Genomic DNA, 20,265 nt, shown 5'->3' with positions numbered 1-20,265 from the left:
TTAAGATAGCCATCCTTTTTTTGTAGCATGATCTGATAACCACACTAAGCCTATACCAACTAAAATTATCATTGGTGTCATTGCATTAGCCATTTTTAGTACAAAAGCTAAATAACACATTTGTATTATTGCTGCTACTAATGATATTAATAGTACATTAAATGCCCATTTCTTTTTTAATACAAGAGCTAAACTACCAATAGTTCCAGCAAATACAGCTATAGCAAATGCACCAAGGTACCAAGAAGGTAAATTAGCATACATGTCTTGTTCTGTTTTAGGTAATTGTGCAATCATCTCATCTGTCATTAAAGTTTGTCCTAGGTAGGCCATAACACCTAATGCATTCCATATTAAAGCAATAATACTAATAACTAAAAACCACATTGGTGGTTTTTGAGTGGTTACGTTAGTCATAATTTAAGTTTTTAGTTAGTTAAAGTGTTTCAAGGTATAAAATTTTTGCGATATGTGGCGTAAAGCAGTATTTTCGGCATTCAAAATTAGATATGCAGAAAAAGTTTTTTTACGTGATAAGCGTACAGTATTTAGGATACAGGTTTCATGGTTGGCAAAAACAACCAAACTTAAAGACGTTGCATTTAATGATTGATAGGACATTAAACTTCATTTTAGAAAAAAAGAAATTTAAAACGTTAACTTCAGGTCGTACAGATGCTATGGTTAGTGCAGAAAGTGCAGCTTTTGAACTTTTTTTAGAAGAACCTATTGAAGACGCTGAAGCTTTTTTAGCACTATTTAACACCAATTTACCACAAGACATCAGAGCCTTACAAATACGCGAGGTAGATAGCAAGTTTAATATTATACAACACTCTAAAGTAAAAGAATACTTATATATGTTTGCTTTTGGAGATAAGTTTCATCCATTTTGCGCTCCAATTTTAACGACTATACTAGATCCTTTGGATATAGAATTAATGAAAGAAGGAGCAAAGTTATTTGAAGGTGAGCATTATTTGAAAAAATATTGTTACAAGCCAACAGATAATGGGATCTATAATCGTACCATATTAAAATGCGAAATTGTAGAGAATACCATTTATACTGCTAGTTTTTTTCCTGAGAAAAGTTACATATTACGTGTAAAAGGGAAGGGTTTTATGCGAAACCAAATACGATTGATGATGGGAGCTTTAATACATTTAGGGCAAGGTAAACGTACTTTACAAGATATAGAAGCTAGTTTAAAACCAGATTTTACAGGAGAGGTGTATTACGTTGCGCCAGCTTCTGGACTGATTTTAAACAGTATTCAATTTGAGTAAAAAACCAAAAACTACTCGTTTTTCTTCATTTTAACACTAATTTATTAAGAAAACACCCTGTTTTATGCCTATTTGTTGTAATTCTATAACATTCTAAAAAAATAATATAACATGTAAACTGTATTCGTGTTGCATCTTTGTACCAGAGATAATTAACAACCTAAAAAAACAGAACACATGAATTATTTGAATATGCAAGATGAAAAACTATTACCTGTAGTTATAGAGTTAAATACCTTATTAGCAGATTACAATATATATTATCAAAAACTAAGAAGCTTTCACTGGAACGTGTTAGGAAAAAACTTTTTTGACTTACACGAAAAGTTTGAAAACATGTACAATGAGGCTAAAGTAAAAGTAGATGAAATAGCAGAACGTATTCTAACTTTAAGACATCACCCAGTTAGTAAATTTAGCGACTATTTAAAATTATCATCTTTATCTGAAGCTTCTAGCATGATTACAGATCAAGAAATGATTGATGAGTTGTTAAACGATCACAAAACAATGTTATCTCAAATGACACAAGTCTTAAGTAAGTCTGAAGATGCTGGAGACGAAGGTACTATTGACTTAATAGGAGCTTACATCAGAGAGTTAGAAAAATCTAGTTGGATGTTAAATGCTTGGTCAAAAGCTACATCAGATCAACTTAATAAAGTGGTAACAAGTAGTTAATACTTTTAAGTTTTACTTAAATATTAACGAATAATACCAATTACTATGAAAAATCAATTATCAGAAGCCTATAGTTTGTTAGTAGACAAGCTAGAAGGTTGGTTAAATGCCATAATATCTAACATACCAAATTTATTACTTGCAATTGTAGTCCTTTTTGTCTCTTATTTTATTGCAAAATACGTTAATAAATACGTTACAAAATTAGTAGCAAGACGCGTACATCAAAACTCTATTACAAACATGATTGGACGTTTGTCCTCTGTAGTAGTAGTGCTTGCAGGACTATTTTTAGCTTTAGGAATTTTAAACTTAAGTAAAACATTAACCTCTTTATTAGCTGGTGCAGGTGTTGCAGGTTTAGCAATTGGTTTAGCCTTGCAAGGGACTTTATCTAACACTTTTGCTGGTATTGTTTTATCCTTCAGGAAAAAGATTCAAATTGGACATTGGGTAGAAACCAATGGGTTTTCCGGAGAAGTTATAGACATTAACTTAAAAGATTTTACCATAAAAGAAGCTGATAATAACATGGTTGTTATACCTAATAAAATGATTTTAGAAAATCCTTTGAAAAATTACACATTAACCACTAAAATGAGAGTTTTCTTGGAGTGTGGAGTAGGATACGAGTCAGATTTAGACCATGTAGAACAATTAACAAAACAAACTATTTGCAACACATTTGATCAAATAGATTCACCCGATGATGTAGAGTTTTACTTTACCGAGTATGGTGGAAGCTCGATTAATTACTTATGTAGATTTTGGATTGATGCTGAAAATGCTCTTGAAAAAATGAGATCTAAAAGTAAAGCCATAATCGAGATTAAAAAAGCTTATGACAAAGAAAATATAAACATACCCTTTCCTATTAGGACGCTTCAATTTGATAACAAATTATCTTTTGATGCACCTCAGGAAGTCGAGAAATCATTCTCAAATAACTAATAGTAAAGTACTTTTAGTTACTAATATTAATCATTTAAAACCAAAAAAATTATGTTACGTTGGACAATCACATTTATTATTATAGCACTAATCGCAGGAGTCTTAGGATTTGGCGGAATTGCAGGAGCATCTGCAGGAATTGCTAAAATTTTATTCTTCATTTTTATAGTATTATTTGTACTATCATTAATTAAAGGAGCAGTAAAATCATAAAATCAATACAGTAAAACTAATCAGTCATCCTATATAGTTTAGAAGCAAAAATAAGTCGACTGATTAGCTTTTATTAAACCTTAAAAACCAAAAACAATGAAAAAGTTATTATACACTTTTCTAATTCTATTTTCACTGTCACTAGTGGTTACAGGATGTAGAGAAGAAAAATCAACAGAAGAAACAGTCGAAGAGGCTATTGATGACGTTGAAGATGGACTAGAAGATGCTTCAGACGAAGTTGAAGACGCTATGGACGATGTTGAAGACAACATTGATGATACTGTAGATGATATTGAGGATTAATTTCTTCATTTAAAAAATCAACCAAAATATTAACCACACCAAAAATACAAACTATGAAAAAATTAGCATATACCTTTATTTTATTATTCTCTTTATCTGTAATATTAACAGGTTGTAGAGAAGAAACAACAGGAGAAAAAGTAGAAGATGCTGTAGAAGATGTAGCAGATGACGTTGAAGATGCAGTAGATTAAATCACATTGTTGTGAAAAGAAAAAATAACTATCATATATAAATTATATGTTAGATTAACAGTAACAAAAGCCTCAATTTATTTGAGGCTTTTGTATTTTTACAAATAAAACTAAAACAGGTTATGAGCATTAAAATAGCTTTAAATTTTCTTAATAAATTAAAATCTAATAATAATCGTGATTGGTTTGCAGACCAAAAGCCAGAATACGATAAAGCTTTAAAAGTGGTCAAAACTTTATTTAATGAGGTTTACACTAATTTGCAATCTCATGACGAATTTGAAAAACTCAAAATATTCAGAATTTACAGAGATGTAAGATTTTCTAAAAATAAATTACCATACAAAAATAACTTTGGCGCAGCTTTTCATCGTGTTAAACCTAGATTACGTGGTGGATATTATATGCAAATAGAACCAGGTAACAATTTTATAGCTGTGGGATTTTGGAATCCAGAAAAAGACGATTTACTACGTATTAGAAAAGAATTTGAAATGGATGATCAAGAGGTTAGAGATATTATCAATGAAAAGTCTTTACAACAGGTTTGGGGAAATTTACAAGGTGAAGAGTTAAAAACAGCTCCAAGAGATTTTGATAAAAATCATCCAGCTATTGATTTAATAAGGAAAAAACAATTCATTTTTACTAAGCAATATTCTGATGCAGAGATTACTGCACCAGATTTTGCAAAACAAGTCAGTGATGATTTTAAAACCATCAGACCATTTTTTGATTATATGAGTGATGTTTTAACCACAGACTTAAATGGAGAATCTTTAATAACAGATTAAACAACATTAGTAATGGGATCTGTTGATTGTAACCTTTCTAAAGTTGTTGTCTTATTATCATTGTTCAAGCTAAACAGCCTTTAAGTTTTTTGGTTTTTCAAATAGTTGAATATTACTTTGTAAACGTTGTTTAACAATATTCATCATTCGCTTATTTAAAGCGGACGAATTTAGTATATATGTTTGATATTCATCTATGGTAAATTGACCAATAATCATTCCTTTCAAACTATTTCTAAACTTGATGTCTTTGTGTATAGCGTTTTCAATGTAAGTCATTCTTTTTTCAATAGTTAACTGGTAAAATACATTTTTATGTTTAGCGATGTGATTTCTAAAAACTGCTATAAACAAATCGTTTTGAAGTTTAATTATTGGACGTAATGTGGTGTTCTGGAAACGCTCATCATCACTCATGTCTGGACTAATGATTATGCTTTTAATAATTGGTCTAATGGCTAATAGTTGTGTGTCTCTTGTAGTCATAATTATTAAATTTTATTAAAAATATCGATAATAAAGATTAATAGTAGTATCAATAAATATAGTTTTTAACTGTGTTGTTAACAATTAAGATTATTTATCTTTGAGGTAAAGATTTAATATGAGATTTCACACAAGAAAATGGGTTAAACCCGAAGATTTAAATCCAAATGGAACACTGTTTGGAGGTCAGTTATTAGCATGGATAGATGAAGAAGCTGCTTTGTATACCATTATACAATTGGAAAACAATAAAGTGGTTACAAAATATATGAGCGAAATTAACTTTATGGCTAAAGCTGTAGAAGGTGATATTGTCGAAATTGGTATGGAAGTACAAAAATTTGGACGTAGCTCGATTACTTTAAATTGTGAAGTACGAAACATGCGTACACGCGAAACTATTATTACTGTAGAAAATATTATTATGGTAAATTTAGATCAAGATGGTAATCCTAAACCACACGGAAAAACTAAAATAGAGTTTGTTAAAGACCGCCTAAAATAATTAGTATTAAGATTTTAGATATTTTTTATCTACATAAAAGGTCCCAAACGGTAGGATAGAAGCTAATAATACTATTCCAAATACTTTATTAGACCATTTTTGTTCAGGTTTAATTAAAAATGCTAATGCGATATAGGCTACAAACAGTAATCCATGTGGCATACCAAGAAGTCTGACGTAATAATCATCTCCTCCTGGTAATCGTTTATATATAGCAGCAGCCATTAAAAATAGATAAGATAAACCTTCTAATAAAGCTACAATTCTAAATGTATTTAGCATAATAATTAACTTTTGCGCAAAGATAATTTATAGTTTTCTTTTTTTAGGTTTTATCAAGTGATTTATCACTAAATTCGTTTAAAATTAACGTTATGGATACTACAAGAAAATCTATACTAATTATACTGGCATTTTTCTCTATTTACTGTATTTGGGGATCAACGTATTTACTTAATAAGGTTGTGGTATCAGAGGTGTCACCATTATTTTTGGCATCCATCCGTTTTTTTGCGCAGGGATTTTAATTTTTGGTATTGCAAAAATTCTAAAAATATCTCTTAAAGCAAGTACAGTACAATTAAAAAATTCGGCTTTCGCTGGATTTTTATTTTTAGTGTATGGTAACGGTGTTTTTGTATGGGCTTTAAAATACGTTGATAGCGGTTTTGCAGCGCTAATAGCAGCAACACAACCGTTATTTGTTATTTTTTTAATGCGTATTTTACAAGGCTCTAAAATTCAAACAAAATCTATTATTGGTGTTGTTTTGGGTGTTATTGGGATGTATTTGTTGGTAAGCCAAGATACATTACAATTAGACCAAAAGGGTATTATAGGTATAGTCGTTATTTTTACTTGCGTTTTAAGCTGGAGTTATGGTAGTATTTTTGTGTCCAAAGCAGATTTACCAAAAAACTTTTTTGTAGCTACTGGTTATCAAATGGTTTTTGCTAGTTTATTTTTAGTCATCTTTAGTTTAACAGTTAAAGAAGTTTGGAAATCACCTTTAGAATGGAGTTTAAACGCACAAGGAGCCATGCTGTTATTAATTGTTTTTGGTGGTATAGTGGCTTTTACAGCATTTAATTATTTACTAAAAGAGGTCTCAACAGAAAAGGTGTCGACCTCTGCTTACGTTAATCCAGTAATTGCTTTATTTTTGGGATGGTATGTCTTGGACGAGCAAATTACAAAGCAATCTATGGTTGCTGCTTTGGTTTTATTAACAGGAGTATATTTTATAAATTCTAAGAAAAAAATCATTATTTTCTCTAGATTTAAACGTAAAAAGCTACAAAATTTAAAAAAATAGTCTAAATAGCTTAAAGACTTAACATACAATTAATTAAAAAGTTAGTATCTTTGTAACTCATAAAAGCAGGTAAACCATTTGTAACAGTCGCTTTCTACGACGTTAAAATTGTTAAGCAGAACATAGCTTTTTATTACTTTCTGCCTTTATGAATTCATTTTAATACACACATTTAAAAACGCTAATGGCAAAATCGCAACAAACATTTAATAAAAGTGAAAAAGAAAAAACGCTTAAAGAAAAGAGAAGATAAGCGTAAGAAGATGGAAGCTCGTAAAGCCGAAAAAGAGGCTAATGGAGGTTCTGATGGTATCCAGTTTGCATATGTAGACTTTAATGGTAATTTGGTAGATACTCCACCAGATCCAGAGATGAGAGAAAAGATAGATGCAGAAGAAATTGTTTTAGGAGTTCCTAAAAAAGTTGAAGGAGAAGAAGAAGATCCAGTAAGAAAAGGGAAAGTATCATTTTTTGATACCTCTAAAGGTTTTGGATTTATTATTGACACAGAAAATAACGAAAAGTATTTTTGTCACGTCAGTGGTTTAATAGATCAAATTGCTGAAAATGACAAAGTATCTTTTGAACTTGAAAAAGGTATGAAAGGTATGAATGCTGTAAAAGTGAAGAAAATCTAATAATTAGCTAGATTTAGCACATATAAAAAACCCATTAAGAATCAATCTTAATGGGTTTTTTATTATTTATATATTTATTAAATAGTTTTTCTTAAAAACTTTATCATAAATATCCTTACTAAACATATATAATTGCGCAGGTTTTTTGGATACACCTACTTGTTTTTCATCTAAAGCAATAATGTATTTTTTATTAATTAATTTACGTCTAAAATTTCTGTTGTCAATTTCAATACCTAATATAGATTGGTATAAATCCTGAACTTCATTAATAGTAAATTTATCAGGTAAAAGTTTGAATATAATAGGCTCTGACAGACACTTCTCTTTTAAATCATTATAAGCTTCCATGATAATTTTTTCATGATCAAATCCAACTTCAGGCAATTCGTTTACCGGAAACCATTCCGCATTATTGGTATTTTTACTTAAATCTACATCTTCAGTTTTTAGTAAAAAATAATAGGCAACGGTAATGGTTCTTAAATTAAACGCTTCATTTTTAATCCAAATTAAATCCTTTTCATTTGACAAACGGTTAGGGTCTCCAAATACCTTAAATTGTTTTTTATATTGATTTGTTAATCCAGTTAATTCTTTTAATACTCTAGTAGCTGTATCATCCAAGTTTTCATGCGTATATACATGATAACCAGTTAATACATAGTCATCAACTAAAATTTTTTGTTTATCTTTTAGGTAACGCTTAATCATTAAAACGTTTAAAGATTTAGTAGTAGTGTCATAACCAAATACAACACAATCTACAGATATGTTTAATATTTTTTCAGGCTTCATAATTATCTCAGCTTCAAATAAGTAATAATAAATTTATCTAATATCACAATTAAACGTCAAATTTACATTAGCAATAATAATACTTTTTATTTGAATTTTAGACATTATATAGTCAATATAGCATACATAAATGTTAATTTAACATACTTTTTTTGTGTTTTATTAGGTTTTGTAAAGTTTTTTATAATACATTTGAAAAACAAACGTAAATATGACGTTTATAAAATAACCAACTAAAACTATTTTAATTATGAATCAAAAATCAAAAACAATTACAATCGTTTTATGTCTTTTAGCCTGTTTTACTTTAAATATAGTCTGGGCTCAAGAAGAAGAAGAAAGAGAAGAGTATTCTCCTTTTAGTATTAGTGCACATTTAAAAAACATGCATACTTGGCATGGATTTGTTGTGCATCCAGGAGCAATGATAGCGAGTAGCTTGGAATATAATTCAAAAAATAAAAAATTCACATTTGGTTTTTGGGGAGGAGCAAGTTTCTCTACCGTAGATGTAGATAATATTGTTACAGGAGAAAACGAAAGTGCTTATTATAAAGAAGTTTCGATTTATACAAAATACCGTTTTTCAGATAAATTCTTTATTGAAGCGGTAACACATAATAACTATACAGGTGTTGAAGAAAGAGGAGATAAATTAAGTTACTGGAGTTATGATAAAACACAAGGTTACAACTTTGTAGATTTAAATTTTGGCTATAATGTAACACCAAACACCTTATTATATTTTGCAACAATTATAAATGGTGGTTCGGGTGATTACGAAGTACAAGACAATGGAGACTTAGAAGATTCTTGGACACATTATTTTGAGGTTAGTAGTAAAGTTTGGCAGAATGAAAATTCTAGTTTATCTCTATTCGCAGGAGGAGCTTGGTCTTTTATTACAGATAAAACATTTTATACTGAAGGTTCTGGAAACATTATTAACGTAGGTGCTACTTTTAATAAACAACTAGAAGTTTATAAACATAAAGTACCTGTGGATGTAACTTTAATGTGGAATCCAGAGCAAGAGAAAACGGTTATCCAATTAGACCTTACTTTATTTTAATAGCTAAATATAATCCCTTAACTTTCATTGTATTAAAATCATAAACAAACTAATTATGAAAACTAAAACTACTATAGTCAATACTTTAAAATTGACATTGTCAATGGTTGTAATTGTATTAATGTTCTCTGGTTGTGCAGAGCAATTAAATGATGCAGATACATCGTCTAATTCTTCCGAAGACATTGGTGATGTTTTTAAAAGCGAAATCGATTTAGCTGGTAAAAAAATCGGGTATTGTTCACCTTCGTTAAATGCACCATATTATCAAGCGTTATGGCAAAGTATAAAATCCACCACAGAAAAAAATGGAATGCAATTTTTATCTGCAGATGGTCAAGATGATATAAATAAACAAATAGCTGCTGTAGAAGATTTAATTACAAAGGGTGTGGATGCTTTATTACTTAATCCTAAAGATCCAGATGCTTTAGTTGGTGTCACAAAAATTGCTAAAGCTGCAGGCATACCTGTTTTTATTATTGATAGTTCTATTAGTCCAGAGGCAGAATTTGTAACTACAATACAATCTAACAACTTAGCTAATGGTGAGTTAGCAGGCGAGTGGTTAGCTAAAAAGTTTGGAAACAAACCAATGAACATCGCTTTATTAAGTGGTAACGCAGGAAACCCAGTGGGTCGTACGCGTAAACAAGGATTATTACAAGGTATTACAGAAGAGCAATTACGTACACAAGGAAAAATAAACCTTAATGTAAAAACACAAGCCTATACCGAGTGGTCTTATGCTGGCGGACTTAAAGCTATGGAAGATATTTTAGTAGCACATCCTGATGTTAATGTAGTTATTACAGAATCAGATGTTTGTGTTTTAGGTGCAATTAAAGCGATTGCACAAGCTGGTAAAACCGACGATATTTTAATTGTTGCTGGAGCAGATGGACAAAAAGAAGCCATAAAATATATCATGGAAACCGATTTTTACGGTTGTACTGCAATGAATAGTCCTGTGCAAATTGGTAAAAATGCAGTACAATATGCTGTAGAATATATGAATGGTAAAACAGATTTTGATAAAAAATCTTACACAGCACCTTTACTAATTACCAAAGAGAATGCTGCTAAGTATTACAATCCAAATGCAATTTTCTAATTAAAACTTATGGATATGAAAAATTCAACAAACGATTATCGTTTAGAAATGTCAGGAATTTCCAAAAGTTTTGGTGTTGTTTCTGTACTTAAAGATGTAAACTTAAAAGTAAAGTCTGGAGAAATTCATGCTTTATTAGGTGAAAATGGAGCTGGTAAATCTACTTTAATTAAAATATTAAGTGGTGTACATCAAAAAGATGCTGGTACAGTGGTTTTAGATGGTCAAGAAATTAAACCAAAAAACACGCATGAAGGTCAGGTTTTAGGTATTAATGTAGTGTATCAAGAATTGTCTTTAGTGAATGATTTATCGGTTGCTGAAAATATTTATTTACACAAATTAGGAGCTAGTAAATCTTGGATGAACTGGAAAGGTTTAATTCATGATGCGCAAGAATTATTAGATTCTTTAGACTTTAAAATCGATGCTTCAGCAAAAGTAAAAGACCTAAGTATTGTTCAAAAACAAGTGGTTGAAATTGCTAAAGCTATTTCAGAAGACACGAAAATTTTGGTTTTAGATGAGCCTACAACAGTCTTCGATCCCAAGGATGTAAAAAAGTTGTTTCAAATTCTTTTCAGATTAAAAGAACAAGGTATTTCTATTATATACATATCCCATCATTTAGATGAAATTTTCAAAATAGCAGATACCGTTACAGTACTTAGAGATGGTGTAGACACTGGTAGTATGCCAATATCAGAAACCGATAAAGATGGTGTTATTCACTTAATGATTGGTCGTGAACTTAAAGATTTATATCCAAAAAGAGATATTAAAATAGGAGAGGTGCCAATCTTTCAAGTTAAAAATTTAACAGCAAAAGAGACCATGGTTAAAAATGTGTCTTTTAATGTAAAACCTGGTGAAGTTCTTGGTATTGCTGGTTTAGGTGGAAGCGGAAGAACAGAAACTGCAAAATTAATTTTTGGAGCAGATAAAAAGAAATCTGGGACTTTAATTTTAGAAGGAAAAGTGATTAAAACCAATTCTCCTGTAGATGCAGCTGGTTATCAAATTGGATTTGTATCTGAAGATAGAAAAGAGGAAGGTGTGTTTTTACCATTGTCTATTCGAAGAAATATTAGTGTCACTAGTTTTAAATCAATTTCTAGTAAACTAGGCTTTATAAACGTAGAAAACGAATATAAAAAGGTATTGGGTTTAATTGAAAAACTTAATATCAAAACGCCAAATTCTGAGGTTAATGTAAAAAACCTTAGTGGTGGTAATCAACAAAAAGTAGCATTAGCAAAATGGTTGAGTATTGATAGTAAAGTCATTTTTATTGATGAACCAACTAGAGGAGTAGATGTAGGTGCAAAAATAGAAATCTATAACCTTATTAATGAAGTTGCTAAAAAAGGCGTTGGTGTTGTTGTAATATCTTCAGATATGCCAGAAATTATGGGCATTGCAGACCGTATTCTTGTAATGCATGAAGGGACTATTTATGGCGAATTACAAAAAGAACAATTTTCAGAAGAAAACATTTTACGTTACTCTATTGGAGAACCATTAAAACAATTAAACTAAACTAATTAAATATTTACGTTATGGCTTTAACATTAAAACAACAATTTAGTACACCAGGCGGTATACTTAAGTTTTTAGTAAAGTATAATACTATATTCATTTTTATATTATTAGTGATTTTTTCAGCACTAATTTCAGATGTGTTTTTTACTTCTGTAAACCTTTCAAATTTATTAAAACAAGTATCTGGTATTGGTATTATTAGTATCGGTATGCTCATAGTTATATTAACTGGTGGTATTGATTTGTCTGTTGGTTCAATGGTTGCTTTGCTAGCTGTCGCATTTGCCATTTTGGTCAATATTTTTGCACTACCATTGGCTATTTTAATGACCATAGTTATTGGTTTTGGATTAGGGAGTATTTCAGGATATTTGGTTGCCTATCAAAAAATGGCACCTTTTGTTGCTACGCTAGCTTTAATGACAGTTGCAAGAGGTTTAAGTTTTATATACTCAAAAGGATCTCCAGTAACCTTTACAACGGTTGGTGGACAGTACATGTCTAACTTTGCAAACAATTCTACTTTAGGGATTCCAAACATTGCAATCGTATTTTTTGTTATCGTTATCTGTACTATGGTTATGTTACGTTACAACGTTTTTGGACGATTAATTATCGCTATTGGTAGTAATGAAGAAGCCTCTCGTTTATCGGGAATTAAAGTCAATAAATACAAATTTCTAGTCTATGCTATTTCTGGAGCTTTAGCGGCAACTGCTGCTATAATTGTGGCTTCTAGAACCAACTTAGGGTCTCCAAATATGGGAATGGCTTGGGAGTTAGATGCTATTGCAGCTGTAGTTATTGGTGGTGCAAGTTTAAATGGAGGAAAAGGAACTGCAATAAATACCTTAATGGGAGTCCTTATTTTAGGATTAATAGGAAATATTTTAAACTTATTAAATGTGCCTTCGTATCCGCAACAAGTGGTTAAAGGTGCAATCATCATTTTCGCAGTATTATTACAAAGATTCGAAAGCAAATAAATATATATTCTGTAATGGAAAACTTAAAATTAAATACTAAAAATTTGTCCGCAATATCAGAAAGAATTGCGGTACCAACATACAATAGAGAAGCAATTAAAACAGGTATTGTACATGTAGGTATTGGCGGATTTCATAGAGCACACGAAGCCTTTTATACAGACCAATTATTACATGATGAAACTGTAAAAGATTGGGGAATTTGTGGTGTGGCTTTATTAGATTTTGATACCAAAATTTACAATACGCTAAAAGAGCAGGATGGCTTATATACGTTAATTGTTAAAGAGTTAGATGGTACACATACTAAACGTGTAATAGGTGCAATAACTGAGTATTTATTTGCTCCGGAAAATCCATTAAAAGTCATTGAAAAAATGGCGAGTCCAGAGGTTAAAATTATCACATTAACAATTACGGAAGGTGGTTACAATTATAATGAAGCGACTAAAACATTCGATTTTAATAATCCTTTAATTATTCACGATTTAGAACATCCTAACGCTCCAAAAACCATATTTGGTTACCTAACACAAGCTTTAAAATTAAGGCAAGAACGCGGTTTAAAAGGAATCACTATTCAGTCTTGTGACAATATTCAAGGTAATGGTCACATGACACAAAACATGTTGCTAAGTTATGTGTCTAAAGCAGAACCTAGTTTAACAGATTGGATTAACGAGAATGTTTCTTTTCCAAATGCTATGGTAGACCGTATTACACCTGTAACTACAATAGAAGATATTACACATTTAAAAGAAACTTCTGGTATTGATGATGCTTGGCCAGTAGTTTGTGAGCCTTTTAAACAATGGGTTATTGAAGATAATTTTATAGCAGGAAGACCTGCTTGGGAAACTGTAGGCGCACAATTTGTAAACGATGTTGTGCCTTATGAAAAAATGAAATTAAGTTTATTAAATGCAGGACATTCGGTATTAGGAATTTTAGGTGATTTAATTGGTTATAACACTATTGATGAAGCTGTAAACAACCCAAATATAAGAGCGTTTTTAAAGCATTATATGGATGAAGAAGTTACACCAACACTAAGCGGTTTAGAAGGAATTAATTTAGATGACTATAAGCAGTCGTTGTTAGAGCGCTTTGGAAACATCAATATTAAAGATCAAATAGATCGTATTTGTTCAGAAACTTCAGCAAAATATCCCATTTTTATTTTACCAACCATTCAATCTCAATTACAGCATAATGGTGGTATACAACTAGCAGCATTTGTAACTGCTGCTTGGGCAATTTATAGTTTGGGTACAAACGAAAAAGGAGACACTTTAAATATTAAAGATGTTTTAAAGCTTCAGTTACATGAAAAAGCAAAAGAAGCAAAACAAAATCCTATAGCATTTTTAGAATTAGAAACCGTTTTTGGTTCATTAAAACAAAATCAATTGTTTACAGAGGTTTACATAAATGCTTATGAAGACATCACTAACAATGGTATAGAACATTGTGTTAAACAAATTAATAGTTATTATTAAAAGTATTCAGTATGAAAAATATAGTATGTTTTGGCGAAGTGTTGTGGGATGTTTTTCCTACGCACAAAAAAATTGGAGGAGCACCTTTAAATTTTGCAATTAGATTAAAATCGTTAAACAATAATGTTTCTATTATCAGTAGAATTGGTAAAGATAAATTAGGTAAAAAAGGAGTGTTTTTTATTGTCGATAAAGGTATTAATACTGAAAATCTTCAGCTTGATGATACACTTCAAACAGGAAAAGTAAAAGTAGCCTTAGATTTAGATGGACAAGCAACTTATGATATACAATACCCTAGAGCTTGGGATAATATTCAGCTTACAGAAGGCACTAAACAAGCCACTTTAGATGCAGATGCTTTTGTTTATGGTAGTTTAGCTGCTAGAGATAATACTAGTAAGCATACCTTGTATGAGCTTTTAAAAATTGCAAAAAACAAGATTTTTGATGTCAATTTAAGACCACCTTATTACGATATAGATATTGTCAAGCATTTAATGAGTGAAGCCGATTTTATTAAATTTAATGATGATGAGATTGATATGGTTTGTGCTGATATGCAATTTGATAAACACTCTTTAGAAGATAAAATCAAATATATTGCAGAACAGACTAATACAAAATCCATTTGTGTTACAAAAGGAGATAAAGGTGCTATTTTATATTATTATGATGAGTTTTATTATAACGAAGGCTATCCAATTCAAGTCATAGATACAGTTGGAGCAGGAGACTCATTTTTAGCAACCTTAATCAATAAGTTATTAAATAATGACAATCCACAAGAAGCTATAGATTTTGCATGTGCAATTGGTGCTATTGTAGCAGGTAGTGAAGGTGCAAACCCAAAAATAACAGTAGAAGATATTACTAATTTTATTGAGAGTAATAGTTAGATTTTTAAATAACTTTATAGCAAACCCTTTAAAGCTTTATGATAAATCATAAAGCTTTTTTATTTACTACACTTAAACTACTGTTGCTTTGTGTGTTCTTTTAAATTTACAAGCTATCTTTGCACAAAATTTAATATATGTCAAATTCGTTTTCTAGTTTAGGGATTAACAGTGTAATAAATAACACGTTATCTAATTTAAACATCACTGTTCCTACAGATATTCAATCTAAAGTAATTCCTGTAATTCTTAATTCTAAGGATGATATTGTCGCTATAGCAAAAACAGGTACAGGTAAAACAGCAGCGTTTGGTTTACCTTTATTACAGTTAATAAAGCTAGATAACACTAACATTCAAACAGTTATATTAGCACCAACTAGAGAGTTAGGACAACAAATTTTAAAAAATTTAGAGAGCTTTAATTCTGAAGAATTAGCAGTGTCAATTGCAGGTATTTTTGGTGGTATACCTATAAAACCTCAAATAGAAAGACTTAAACAGCAAACTCATATTGTAGTTGCTACTCCAGGTCGTTTAGCAGATGTAATAGATCGTAAAGCTATTGATGTGAGTCAAATTAATTATTTTGTTTTGGATGAAGCAGACGAAATGGTTAGTGCTCATAAAGAAGGGCTTGAGGCTATACTTAAAGCTTTACCAAAATCAAGACGAACGTTATTATTTACAGCAACTATGCCAGGAACCATAAAACAATTGGTTCAAAATAGCTTGGCTAAAACAGTGACTACAATTGAAGCAGATATGCAAACTGTAGGTCATCAAGGTATAGAACATCAATTTGTAGTTGTAGAGCCTATTGAGAAACTAAATGTTTTAATGCATTTTTTAAATTCAAACGATGGACAACGTGGTATCATTTTCTGTAAAACTAAAGCAGCAGTCAACAAACTAGCAAAAAATTTAGCAATCAATAAATTTTCATCAGGAGCTATTCATGGTAGTTTATCGCAAGGGATTCGTGATCGAATCATGGGACAATTTCGAGAGGGTCACATTAATATTTTAGTCGCAACAGATTTAGCAGCTCGTGGTATAGATGTTAAAGATTTAGCTTTTGTTGTTAATTACCATTTGCCAGATACTTATGAAGCTTATGTTCACAGAAGTGGTCGTACAGCTAGAGCAGGAGCTAAGGGATTAGCGTTAAGTGTTATTCAAGAAGATGAAGTGCAAGATATTCCTGAATTTGAAGACGAGTTAGGGATTACGTTCAAACAATACCAAAAAACGGATGCTAAAAGCATCGAGCAAAATAACGGATTATTATGGGCAAGAAAGATCTTTAAAACAAAACCTAATCGAGATATTCCTGAAGATTTTAAAGCTAAAGTCAAAACTATATTTCATCATTTAACAAAAGAAGAATTAGTAGATAAAATTCTTGCTAATTATATAGCAGAAAACAATACAATTGTAGAGAAGCAAGCTACTACAAAGCGAAAAAAGAAATAGTAATTATGTCTAATTATTTAAAGATACAACAAGATATTTTAGATAAGCTAAATATCAAAGCGCTTAATCCAATGCAGGAAGAAGCCTTGTTATCTATTACTAATACTGAAAACACAGTGTTATTATCACCTACAGGAACAGGTAAAACACTTGCCTTTTTATTGCCAACTATAACAGCTTTAGATGCCAATTGTACAGGTGTGCAGTTATTAATTTTAGTGCCTTCACGCGAGTTAGCCATTCAAATAGAACAAGTCGTACGTACCATGGGTTCTGGTTTTAAGGCCAATGCGGTATATGGAGGACGTCCTTTTAGTAAAGATAAAATAGATTTAGCACACACACCAGCTATAATTATTGGTACTCCTGGTCGTGTTGCAGACCATTTACGTCGCGAAACTTTTGCTGTAGATAATATAAACACGTTGGTGTTAGACGAGTTTGATAAGTCTTTAGAAGTTGGTTTTGAAAAAGAAATGAGTCAAATCATTAATAATTTACCTCATATAAAAAAACGAATCCTTACTTCGGCGACTCAAGATATGGACATTCCACGTTTTGTAGGTTTAGAAAACGAAATCATTATAGATTATTCGGATACTAAAATTTCAAAGTTACAGATTAAACAAGTGTTGTCTCCTGACAAAAATAAGCTTCAAACCTTAGTCGATCTATTACATGACATTGGTAACAAACCAGGTATTATATTTTGTAATTACAAAGACACTATACAATTTGTAAGCGATTTTTTAAACAAAAATAATATTGCGCATGGTTGTTTTCAAGGTGGTATGGAACAAATAGATAGAGAGCGCGCTTTAATTAAGTTTAGAAACGGAACACACCAAATTATAATTGCTACAGATTTGGCTGCACGTGGTTTAGATATTCCAGAGCTTAATTATATCATTCACTATCAATTGCCTTTAAAAGCCGAGGAGTTTACCCATCGTAATGGTCGTACTGCACGTATGAATGCAGAAGGGACAGCCTATGTTTTACAATGGGAAGAAGAGCGTTTACCAGACTTTATAACTGTTGACGATACGGTTACACCAAACGGAAAGCTTACCAAGATGGCTACGGATTGGTCCACTTTATTTATTTCTGGAGGACGAAAAGATAAAATATCAAAAGGAGATGTTGCTGGTGTACTATTTAAACAATGCCATCTAGAAAAATCAGAAATTGGTATTATAGAGCTTAAGCAAGATTGTGCATTTGTTGCTGTTCCTAAAGCCAAAGCAACTAGTATTATTGACAAAATAAACAATACACGATTAAAGAAAAAGAAAGTTCGTGTTTATACTATATAATACAATTTCAGTTTTAAATGTTAAAAGCCTCAGGATATCAGTAATATCTTGAGGCTTTTTTTGTACTCTAATAATATGATAATCCTATAACACACTCGCATAATTGTATAATGCTTTTACTGGTAATAGTTAAGACCTTTGTGTAAACAAATTTATAATCATAAAAGCCTAAGGTTTCGGTTAACTAATCCACCTTAGCTTTTAATAAAATACACAATATAATGATAAAACCAAGAGAAAAAGCACCAGAACTAGAGATACAATTAGTAAACGATACCACTTGGAAGTTAAGTGACCAGTCGCCTAAAAATTTCACATTAATATTATTTTACAGAGGTAAACATTGCCCAGTTTGTAAGACTCAGTTAGAAGAACTTCAAAAAAAATCAGCAAGTTTACAGAGCGTGGTGTAAATATTATTGCTATTAGTAGCGATACAGAAGCGGTTGCAAAAGCAACACATGATGACTGGGATATAGCCAATATACCATTGGGTTATGGTTTGTCTATTGATGAAGCTAGAAAATGGGGTTTATTTATTTCGGAAGGTATTAAAGACGAGCCAGAACTGTTTACAGAACCAGGTTTGTTTTTACTAACACCTGACCAAACCGTGTATTGGGAATCTTTACAATCTATGCCATTTGGACGTCCAAGTTTTAATGATGTATTAGGAGGTATTGATTACATCTTCAAAGCAGATTATCCTGCTAGAGGAGAGGCGTAATACCTAACAACCCTCAATACTATTTATTAATTAAAATGAAAAAGAAAATGACAAAGACATCAGATAAAGGATTTTCGACTATAAATCCAGCAACAGAAAAAGAAATACAACATTATAATTACATGACAGAAGATGAGGCTTTAAAAGCGGTAAACGACTGTGATAAAGCATATCAAGACTGGAGACTTAAATCTTTAGATGAACGCGCTAAAATAGTAAAATCCATTGGCGAAGGACTTAAAAAAGTTAAAGAGGAGTACGCAAAACTTATGACCCAAGAAATGGGTAAATTAGTCAAACAAAGTCATGACGAAATTGAATTGTGTATTGGTATTTGTGAGTATACTGCAACCGAAGGAAGAAAAAAGCTTGAAGATGAAGTAAGAACCATGGAAAATGGAGGTAAAGGTATTATACAACAAGCACCTTTAGGTGTTATTTATGGAATACAACCATGGAATTTTCCTTTATATCAAGCCATAAGATATGCAATAGTTAACTTAATGGCAGGAAACGGAGACCTTTTAAAGCACGCTAAAAATGTAACAGGATCTGCTTTAATGCTTAAAAAAGTATTTGAAGATGCTGGATTACCAAAAAATCTATTTACTGTTTTAATTATAGACCATGACACATCAGACAAAATTATAGAACACAAATTAGTTAGAGGTGTAACACTTACAGGAAGCTCTAAAGCAGGTGAGTACATTGCACAAAAAGCAGGAAAAGCATTAAAAAAGACGGTTTTAGAATTAGGGAGCAACGATGCCTATTTAGTTTTAGAGGATGCAGATGTGGATTTAGCTGTAAAAACCAGTGTGTTTGGTCGTACATATAATAACGGAGAAACCTGTGTTGCAGCAAAACGTTTTGTGGTAGTAGACAAAGTGTACGACCAATTTAAAGAGGCGTTTGTAAAAGGTATGTCCCAAATAAATCACGGAGATCCAATGGACAAAGAGTCTAAATTAGGTCCTGTCGCTAGAAAAGATTTAAGAGATAAATTACATGACCAAGTAGAAGAAAGCGTTACTAAAGGTGCTGAGGTATTATGTGGAGGAGAGATACCTGATATTACAGGATATTATTATCCATCAACAATCTTAGGCAACGTTAAACCAGGTCAACCAGCTTATGACGACGAACTTTTTGGACCAGTTGCGTCACTTATAAAAGCTAAAGATGATCAGGACGCTATGCGAATAGCAAACGATAGTCGTTTTGGACTAGGAGGTGGGATTTTTAGTAAAGATGAAGACAAAGCCATACAATTAGCCAAAAATCATTTTCATACAGGAATGATAAACATAAACTCTTACGGATTAGCACATCCAAACATGCCATTTGGTGGTATTAAAGATTCTGGTTATGGACGTGAGCATGGTGGTTTTGGTATCACAGAGTTTGTTAATACCAAAGCAATTATGCTTAACAATAGTAAATAATACCAATTAAATAGTGACAT

The 20,265-nt window shown here is 31.1% G+C and carries 21 protein-coding genes and 3 pseudogenes; 20 read left to right on the top strand and 4 right to left on the bottom strand.

The features are described from left to right. The gene (locus AC0L4B_RS12760) at window positions 1-417 is read right to left on the bottom strand and encodes a hypothetical protein (RefSeq protein ID WP_473437259.1); all 417 of its coding nucleotides are present in this window, start codon (window positions 415-417) and stop codon (window positions 1-3) included. 92 nt (window positions 418-509) lie between these two features. On the opposite strand from AC0L4B_RS12760, the gene AC0L4B_RS12755 reads away from it, so the two are divergent. The 7 genes from AC0L4B_RS12755 (at window position 510) to AC0L4B_RS12725 (ending at window position 4,428) form a co-directional block, all read left to right on the top strand. Continuing rightward, window positions 510-1,289 carry a tRNA pseudouridine synthase A gene (locus tag AC0L4B_RS12755; RefSeq protein WP_473437258.1) on the top strand — a complete coding sequence of 260 codons (780 nt, stop codon included), beginning with the start codon at window positions 510-512 and terminating at the stop codon, window positions 1,287-1,289. A 177-nt stretch (window positions 1,290-1,466) separates the two neighbouring features. Then, complete coding sequence (locus tag AC0L4B_RS12750; RefSeq protein WP_473437257.1) at window positions 1,467-1,970, top strand: Dps family protein; 504 nt, start codon at window positions 1,467-1,469, stop codon at window positions 1,968-1,970. A 45-nt stretch (window positions 1,971-2,015) separates the two neighbouring features. Beyond that, window positions 2,016-2,921: a mechanosensitive ion channel family protein gene (locus AC0L4B_RS12745; protein WP_473437256.1), complete on the top strand. Its 906-nt coding sequence runs from the start codon at window positions 2,016-2,018 to the stop codon at window positions 2,919-2,921. Between the two features lie 51 nt (window positions 2,922-2,972). After that, the gene (locus AC0L4B_RS12740; protein WP_028289780.1) at window positions 2,973-3,134 is read left to right on the top strand and encodes a DUF1328 domain-containing protein; all 162 of its coding nucleotides are present in this window, start codon (window positions 2,973-2,975) and stop codon (window positions 3,132-3,134) included. Between the two features lie 96 nt (window positions 3,135-3,230). Continuing rightward, window positions 3,231-3,440 (top strand): hypothetical protein, encoded by a 210-nt coding sequence (locus AC0L4B_RS12735; protein WP_028289779.1) that lies wholly within the window; start codon window positions 3,231-3,233, stop codon window positions 3,438-3,440. A gap of 53 nt (window positions 3,441-3,493) precedes the next feature. Further along, window positions 3,494-3,634, top strand: coding sequence for a hypothetical protein (locus tag AC0L4B_RS12730; RefSeq protein ID WP_473437255.1), 141 nt, complete (start codon window positions 3,494-3,496; stop codon window positions 3,632-3,634). Window positions 3,635-3,756: 122 nt separating this feature from the next. Next, entirely contained in the window at window positions 3,757-4,428 is a 672-nt protein-coding gene (locus tag AC0L4B_RS12725; RefSeq protein ID WP_473437254.1) for a DUF2461 domain-containing protein, read from the top strand. Between the two features lie 69 nt (window positions 4,429-4,497). On the opposite strand, the gene AC0L4B_RS12720 is transcribed toward AC0L4B_RS12725, so the two are convergent. Continuing rightward, window positions 4,498-4,914: a glyoxalase gene (locus AC0L4B_RS12720; RefSeq protein ID WP_473437253.1), complete on the bottom strand. Its 417-nt coding sequence runs from the start codon at window positions 4,912-4,914 to the stop codon at window positions 4,498-4,500. Between the two features lie 118 nt (window positions 4,915-5,032). Here AC0L4B_RS12720 and AC0L4B_RS12715 point away from each other — a divergent pair, with 118 nt between their 5' ends. Further along, window positions 5,033-5,419: an acyl-CoA thioesterase gene (locus AC0L4B_RS12715; protein WP_473437252.1), complete on the top strand. Its 387-nt coding sequence runs from the start codon at window positions 5,033-5,035 to the stop codon at window positions 5,417-5,419. 6 nt (window positions 5,420-5,425) lie between these two features. Here the strand turns inward: AC0L4B_RS12715 and AC0L4B_RS12710 are convergent, their stop codons facing one another. Beyond that, a complete protein-coding gene (locus AC0L4B_RS12710; RefSeq protein WP_028289775.1) occupies window positions 5,426-5,701 on the bottom strand; it encodes a DUF3817 domain-containing protein in 276 nt (91 codons plus the stop codon). A 92-nt stretch (window positions 5,702-5,793) separates the two neighbouring features. Between AC0L4B_RS12710 and AC0L4B_RS12705 the strand changes: the two are divergent. Both AC0L4B_RS12705 and AC0L4B_RS12700 read left to right on the top strand, forming a co-directional pair. Next, window positions 5,794-6,734: pseudogene (locus AC0L4B_RS12705) on the top strand (EamA family transporter). A 184-nt stretch (window positions 6,735-6,918) separates the two neighbouring features. Next, window positions 6,919-7,372: pseudogene (locus AC0L4B_RS12700) on the top strand (cold-shock protein). Between the two features lie 66 nt (window positions 7,373-7,438). On the opposite strand, the gene AC0L4B_RS12695 reads toward AC0L4B_RS12700, so the two are convergent. After that, window positions 7,439-8,170, bottom strand: a complete 732-nt coding sequence (locus AC0L4B_RS12695) for an NUDIX hydrolase (protein ID WP_473437251.1) — start codon at window positions 8,168-8,170, stop codon at window positions 7,439-7,441. A gap of 250 nt (window positions 8,171-8,420) precedes the next feature. Here AC0L4B_RS12695 and AC0L4B_RS12690 point away from each other — a divergent pair, with 250 nt between their 5' ends. The 10 genes and pseudogenes from AC0L4B_RS12690 to AC0L4B_RS12645 all read left to right on the top strand — a co-directional run bounded on the left by AC0L4B_RS12690 (window position 8,421) and on the right by AC0L4B_RS12645 (window position 20,245). Beyond that, entirely contained in the window at window positions 8,421-9,242 is an 822-nt protein-coding gene (locus tag AC0L4B_RS12690; RefSeq protein WP_473437250.1) for a hypothetical protein, read from the top strand. Between the two features lie 55 nt (window positions 9,243-9,297). Continuing rightward, window positions 9,298-10,356, top strand: a complete 1,059-nt coding sequence (locus AC0L4B_RS12685) for a substrate-binding domain-containing protein (protein ID WP_473437249.1) — start codon at window positions 9,298-9,300, stop codon at window positions 10,354-10,356. 15 nt (window positions 10,357-10,371) lie between these two features. Further along, window positions 10,372-11,895, top strand: coding sequence for a sugar ABC transporter ATP-binding protein (locus AC0L4B_RS12680; protein WP_473437248.1), 1,524 nt, complete (start codon window positions 10,372-10,374; stop codon window positions 11,893-11,895). 20 nt (window positions 11,896-11,915) lie between these two features. Continuing rightward, window positions 11,916-12,884 carry an ABC transporter permease gene (locus tag AC0L4B_RS12675; protein ID WP_473437247.1) on the top strand — a complete coding sequence of 323 codons (969 nt, stop codon included), beginning with the start codon at window positions 11,916-11,918 and terminating at the stop codon, window positions 12,882-12,884. Window positions 12,885-12,898: 14 nt separating this feature from the next. Then, window positions 12,899-14,383 (top strand): mannitol dehydrogenase family protein, encoded by a 1,485-nt coding sequence (locus AC0L4B_RS12670; protein ID WP_473437246.1) that lies wholly within the window; start codon window positions 12,899-12,901, stop codon window positions 14,381-14,383. A gap of 11 nt (window positions 14,384-14,394) precedes the next feature. Continuing rightward, on the top strand, window positions 14,395-15,282 hold the full coding sequence (locus AC0L4B_RS12665; protein ID WP_473437245.1) for a carbohydrate kinase family protein: 888 nt from the start codon (window positions 14,395-14,397) through the stop codon (window positions 15,280-15,282). A gap of 137 nt (window positions 15,283-15,419) precedes the next feature. Continuing rightward, on the top strand, window positions 15,420-16,757 hold the full coding sequence (locus tag AC0L4B_RS12660; protein ID WP_473437244.1) for a DEAD/DEAH box helicase: 1,338 nt from the start codon (window positions 15,420-15,422) through the stop codon (window positions 16,755-16,757). A gap of 5 nt (window positions 16,758-16,762) precedes the next feature. Continuing rightward, a complete protein-coding gene (locus tag AC0L4B_RS12655; RefSeq protein ID WP_473437243.1) occupies window positions 16,763-18,073 on the top strand; it encodes a DEAD/DEAH box helicase in 1,311 nt (436 codons plus the stop codon). A gap of 221 nt (window positions 18,074-18,294) precedes the next feature. Next, window positions 18,295-18,800: pseudogene (locus AC0L4B_RS12650) on the top strand (peroxiredoxin-like family protein). A 47-nt stretch (window positions 18,801-18,847) separates the two neighbouring features. Beyond that, the gene (locus tag AC0L4B_RS12645) at window positions 18,848-20,245 is read left to right on the top strand and encodes an NAD-dependent succinate-semialdehyde dehydrogenase (RefSeq protein WP_473437242.1); all 1,398 of its coding nucleotides are present in this window, start codon (window positions 18,848-18,850) and stop codon (window positions 20,243-20,245) included. Window positions 20,246-20,265 lie beyond the last annotated feature (20 nt).

The sequence above is a fragment of the Olleya sp. NP1-10 genome, assembly GCF_055804415.1.
Note: the sequence above shows the minus strand (reverse complement) of the source record. Positions and strands in the feature narration are given on the sequence as shown.

Excerpts from the sequence above, each read along its gene's own strand:
- AC0L4B_RS12760 (WP_473437259.1), bottom strand. The coding sequence starts at position 417 with ATGACTAACGTAACCACTCAAAAACCACCAATGTGGTTTTTAGTTATT.
- AC0L4B_RS12755 (WP_473437258.1), top strand. The coding sequence starts at position 510 with ATGCAGAAAAAGTTTTTTTACGTGATAAGCGTACAGTATTTAGGATAC.
- AC0L4B_RS12750 (WP_473437257.1), top strand. The coding sequence starts at position 1,467 with ATGAATTATTTGAATATGCAAGATGAAAAACTATTACCTGTAGTTATA.
- AC0L4B_RS12745 (WP_473437256.1), top strand. The coding sequence starts at position 2,016 with ATGAAAAATCAATTATCAGAAGCCTATAGTTTGTTAGTAGACAAGCTA.
- AC0L4B_RS12740 (WP_028289780.1), top strand. The coding sequence starts at position 2,973 with ATGTTACGTTGGACAATCACATTTATTATTATAGCACTAATCGCAGGA.
- AC0L4B_RS12735 (WP_028289779.1), top strand. The coding sequence starts at position 3,231 with ATGAAAAAGTTATTATACACTTTTCTAATTCTATTTTCACTGTCACTA.
- AC0L4B_RS12730 (WP_473437255.1), top strand. The coding sequence starts at position 3,494 with ATGAAAAAATTAGCATATACCTTTATTTTATTATTCTCTTTATCTGTA.
- AC0L4B_RS12725 (WP_473437254.1), top strand. The coding sequence starts at position 3,757 with ATGAGCATTAAAATAGCTTTAAATTTTCTTAATAAATTAAAATCTAAT.
- AC0L4B_RS12720 (WP_473437253.1), bottom strand. The coding sequence starts at position 4,914 with ATGACTACAAGAGACACACAACTATTAGCCATTAGACCAATTATTAAA.
- AC0L4B_RS12715 (WP_473437252.1), top strand. The coding sequence starts at position 5,033 with ATGAGATTTCACACAAGAAAATGGGTTAAACCCGAAGATTTAAATCCA.
- AC0L4B_RS12710 (WP_028289775.1), bottom strand. The coding sequence starts at position 5,701 with ATGCTAAATACATTTAGAATTGTAGCTTTATTAGAAGGTTTATCTTAT.
- AC0L4B_RS12695 (WP_473437251.1), bottom strand. The coding sequence starts at position 8,170 with ATGAAGCCTGAAAAAATATTAAACATATCTGTAGATTGTGTTGTATTT.
- AC0L4B_RS12690 (WP_473437250.1), top strand. The coding sequence starts at position 8,421 with ATGAATCAAAAATCAAAAACAATTACAATCGTTTTATGTCTTTTAGCC.
- AC0L4B_RS12685 (WP_473437249.1), top strand. The coding sequence starts at position 9,298 with ATGAAAACTAAAACTACTATAGTCAATACTTTAAAATTGACATTGTCA.
- AC0L4B_RS12680 (WP_473437248.1), top strand. The coding sequence starts at position 10,372 with ATGAAAAATTCAACAAACGATTATCGTTTAGAAATGTCAGGAATTTCC.
- AC0L4B_RS12675 (WP_473437247.1), top strand. The coding sequence starts at position 11,916 with ATGGCTTTAACATTAAAACAACAATTTAGTACACCAGGCGGTATACTT.
- AC0L4B_RS12670 (WP_473437246.1), top strand. The coding sequence starts at position 12,899 with ATGGAAAACTTAAAATTAAATACTAAAAATTTGTCCGCAATATCAGAA.
- AC0L4B_RS12665 (WP_473437245.1), top strand. The coding sequence starts at position 14,395 with ATGAAAAATATAGTATGTTTTGGCGAAGTGTTGTGGGATGTTTTTCCT.
- AC0L4B_RS12660 (WP_473437244.1), top strand. The coding sequence starts at position 15,420 with ATGTCAAATTCGTTTTCTAGTTTAGGGATTAACAGTGTAATAAATAAC.
- AC0L4B_RS12655 (WP_473437243.1), top strand. The coding sequence starts at position 16,763 with ATGTCTAATTATTTAAAGATACAACAAGATATTTTAGATAAGCTAAAT.
- AC0L4B_RS12645 (WP_473437242.1), top strand. The coding sequence starts at position 18,848 with ATGACAAAGACATCAGATAAAGGATTTTCGACTATAAATCCAGCAACA.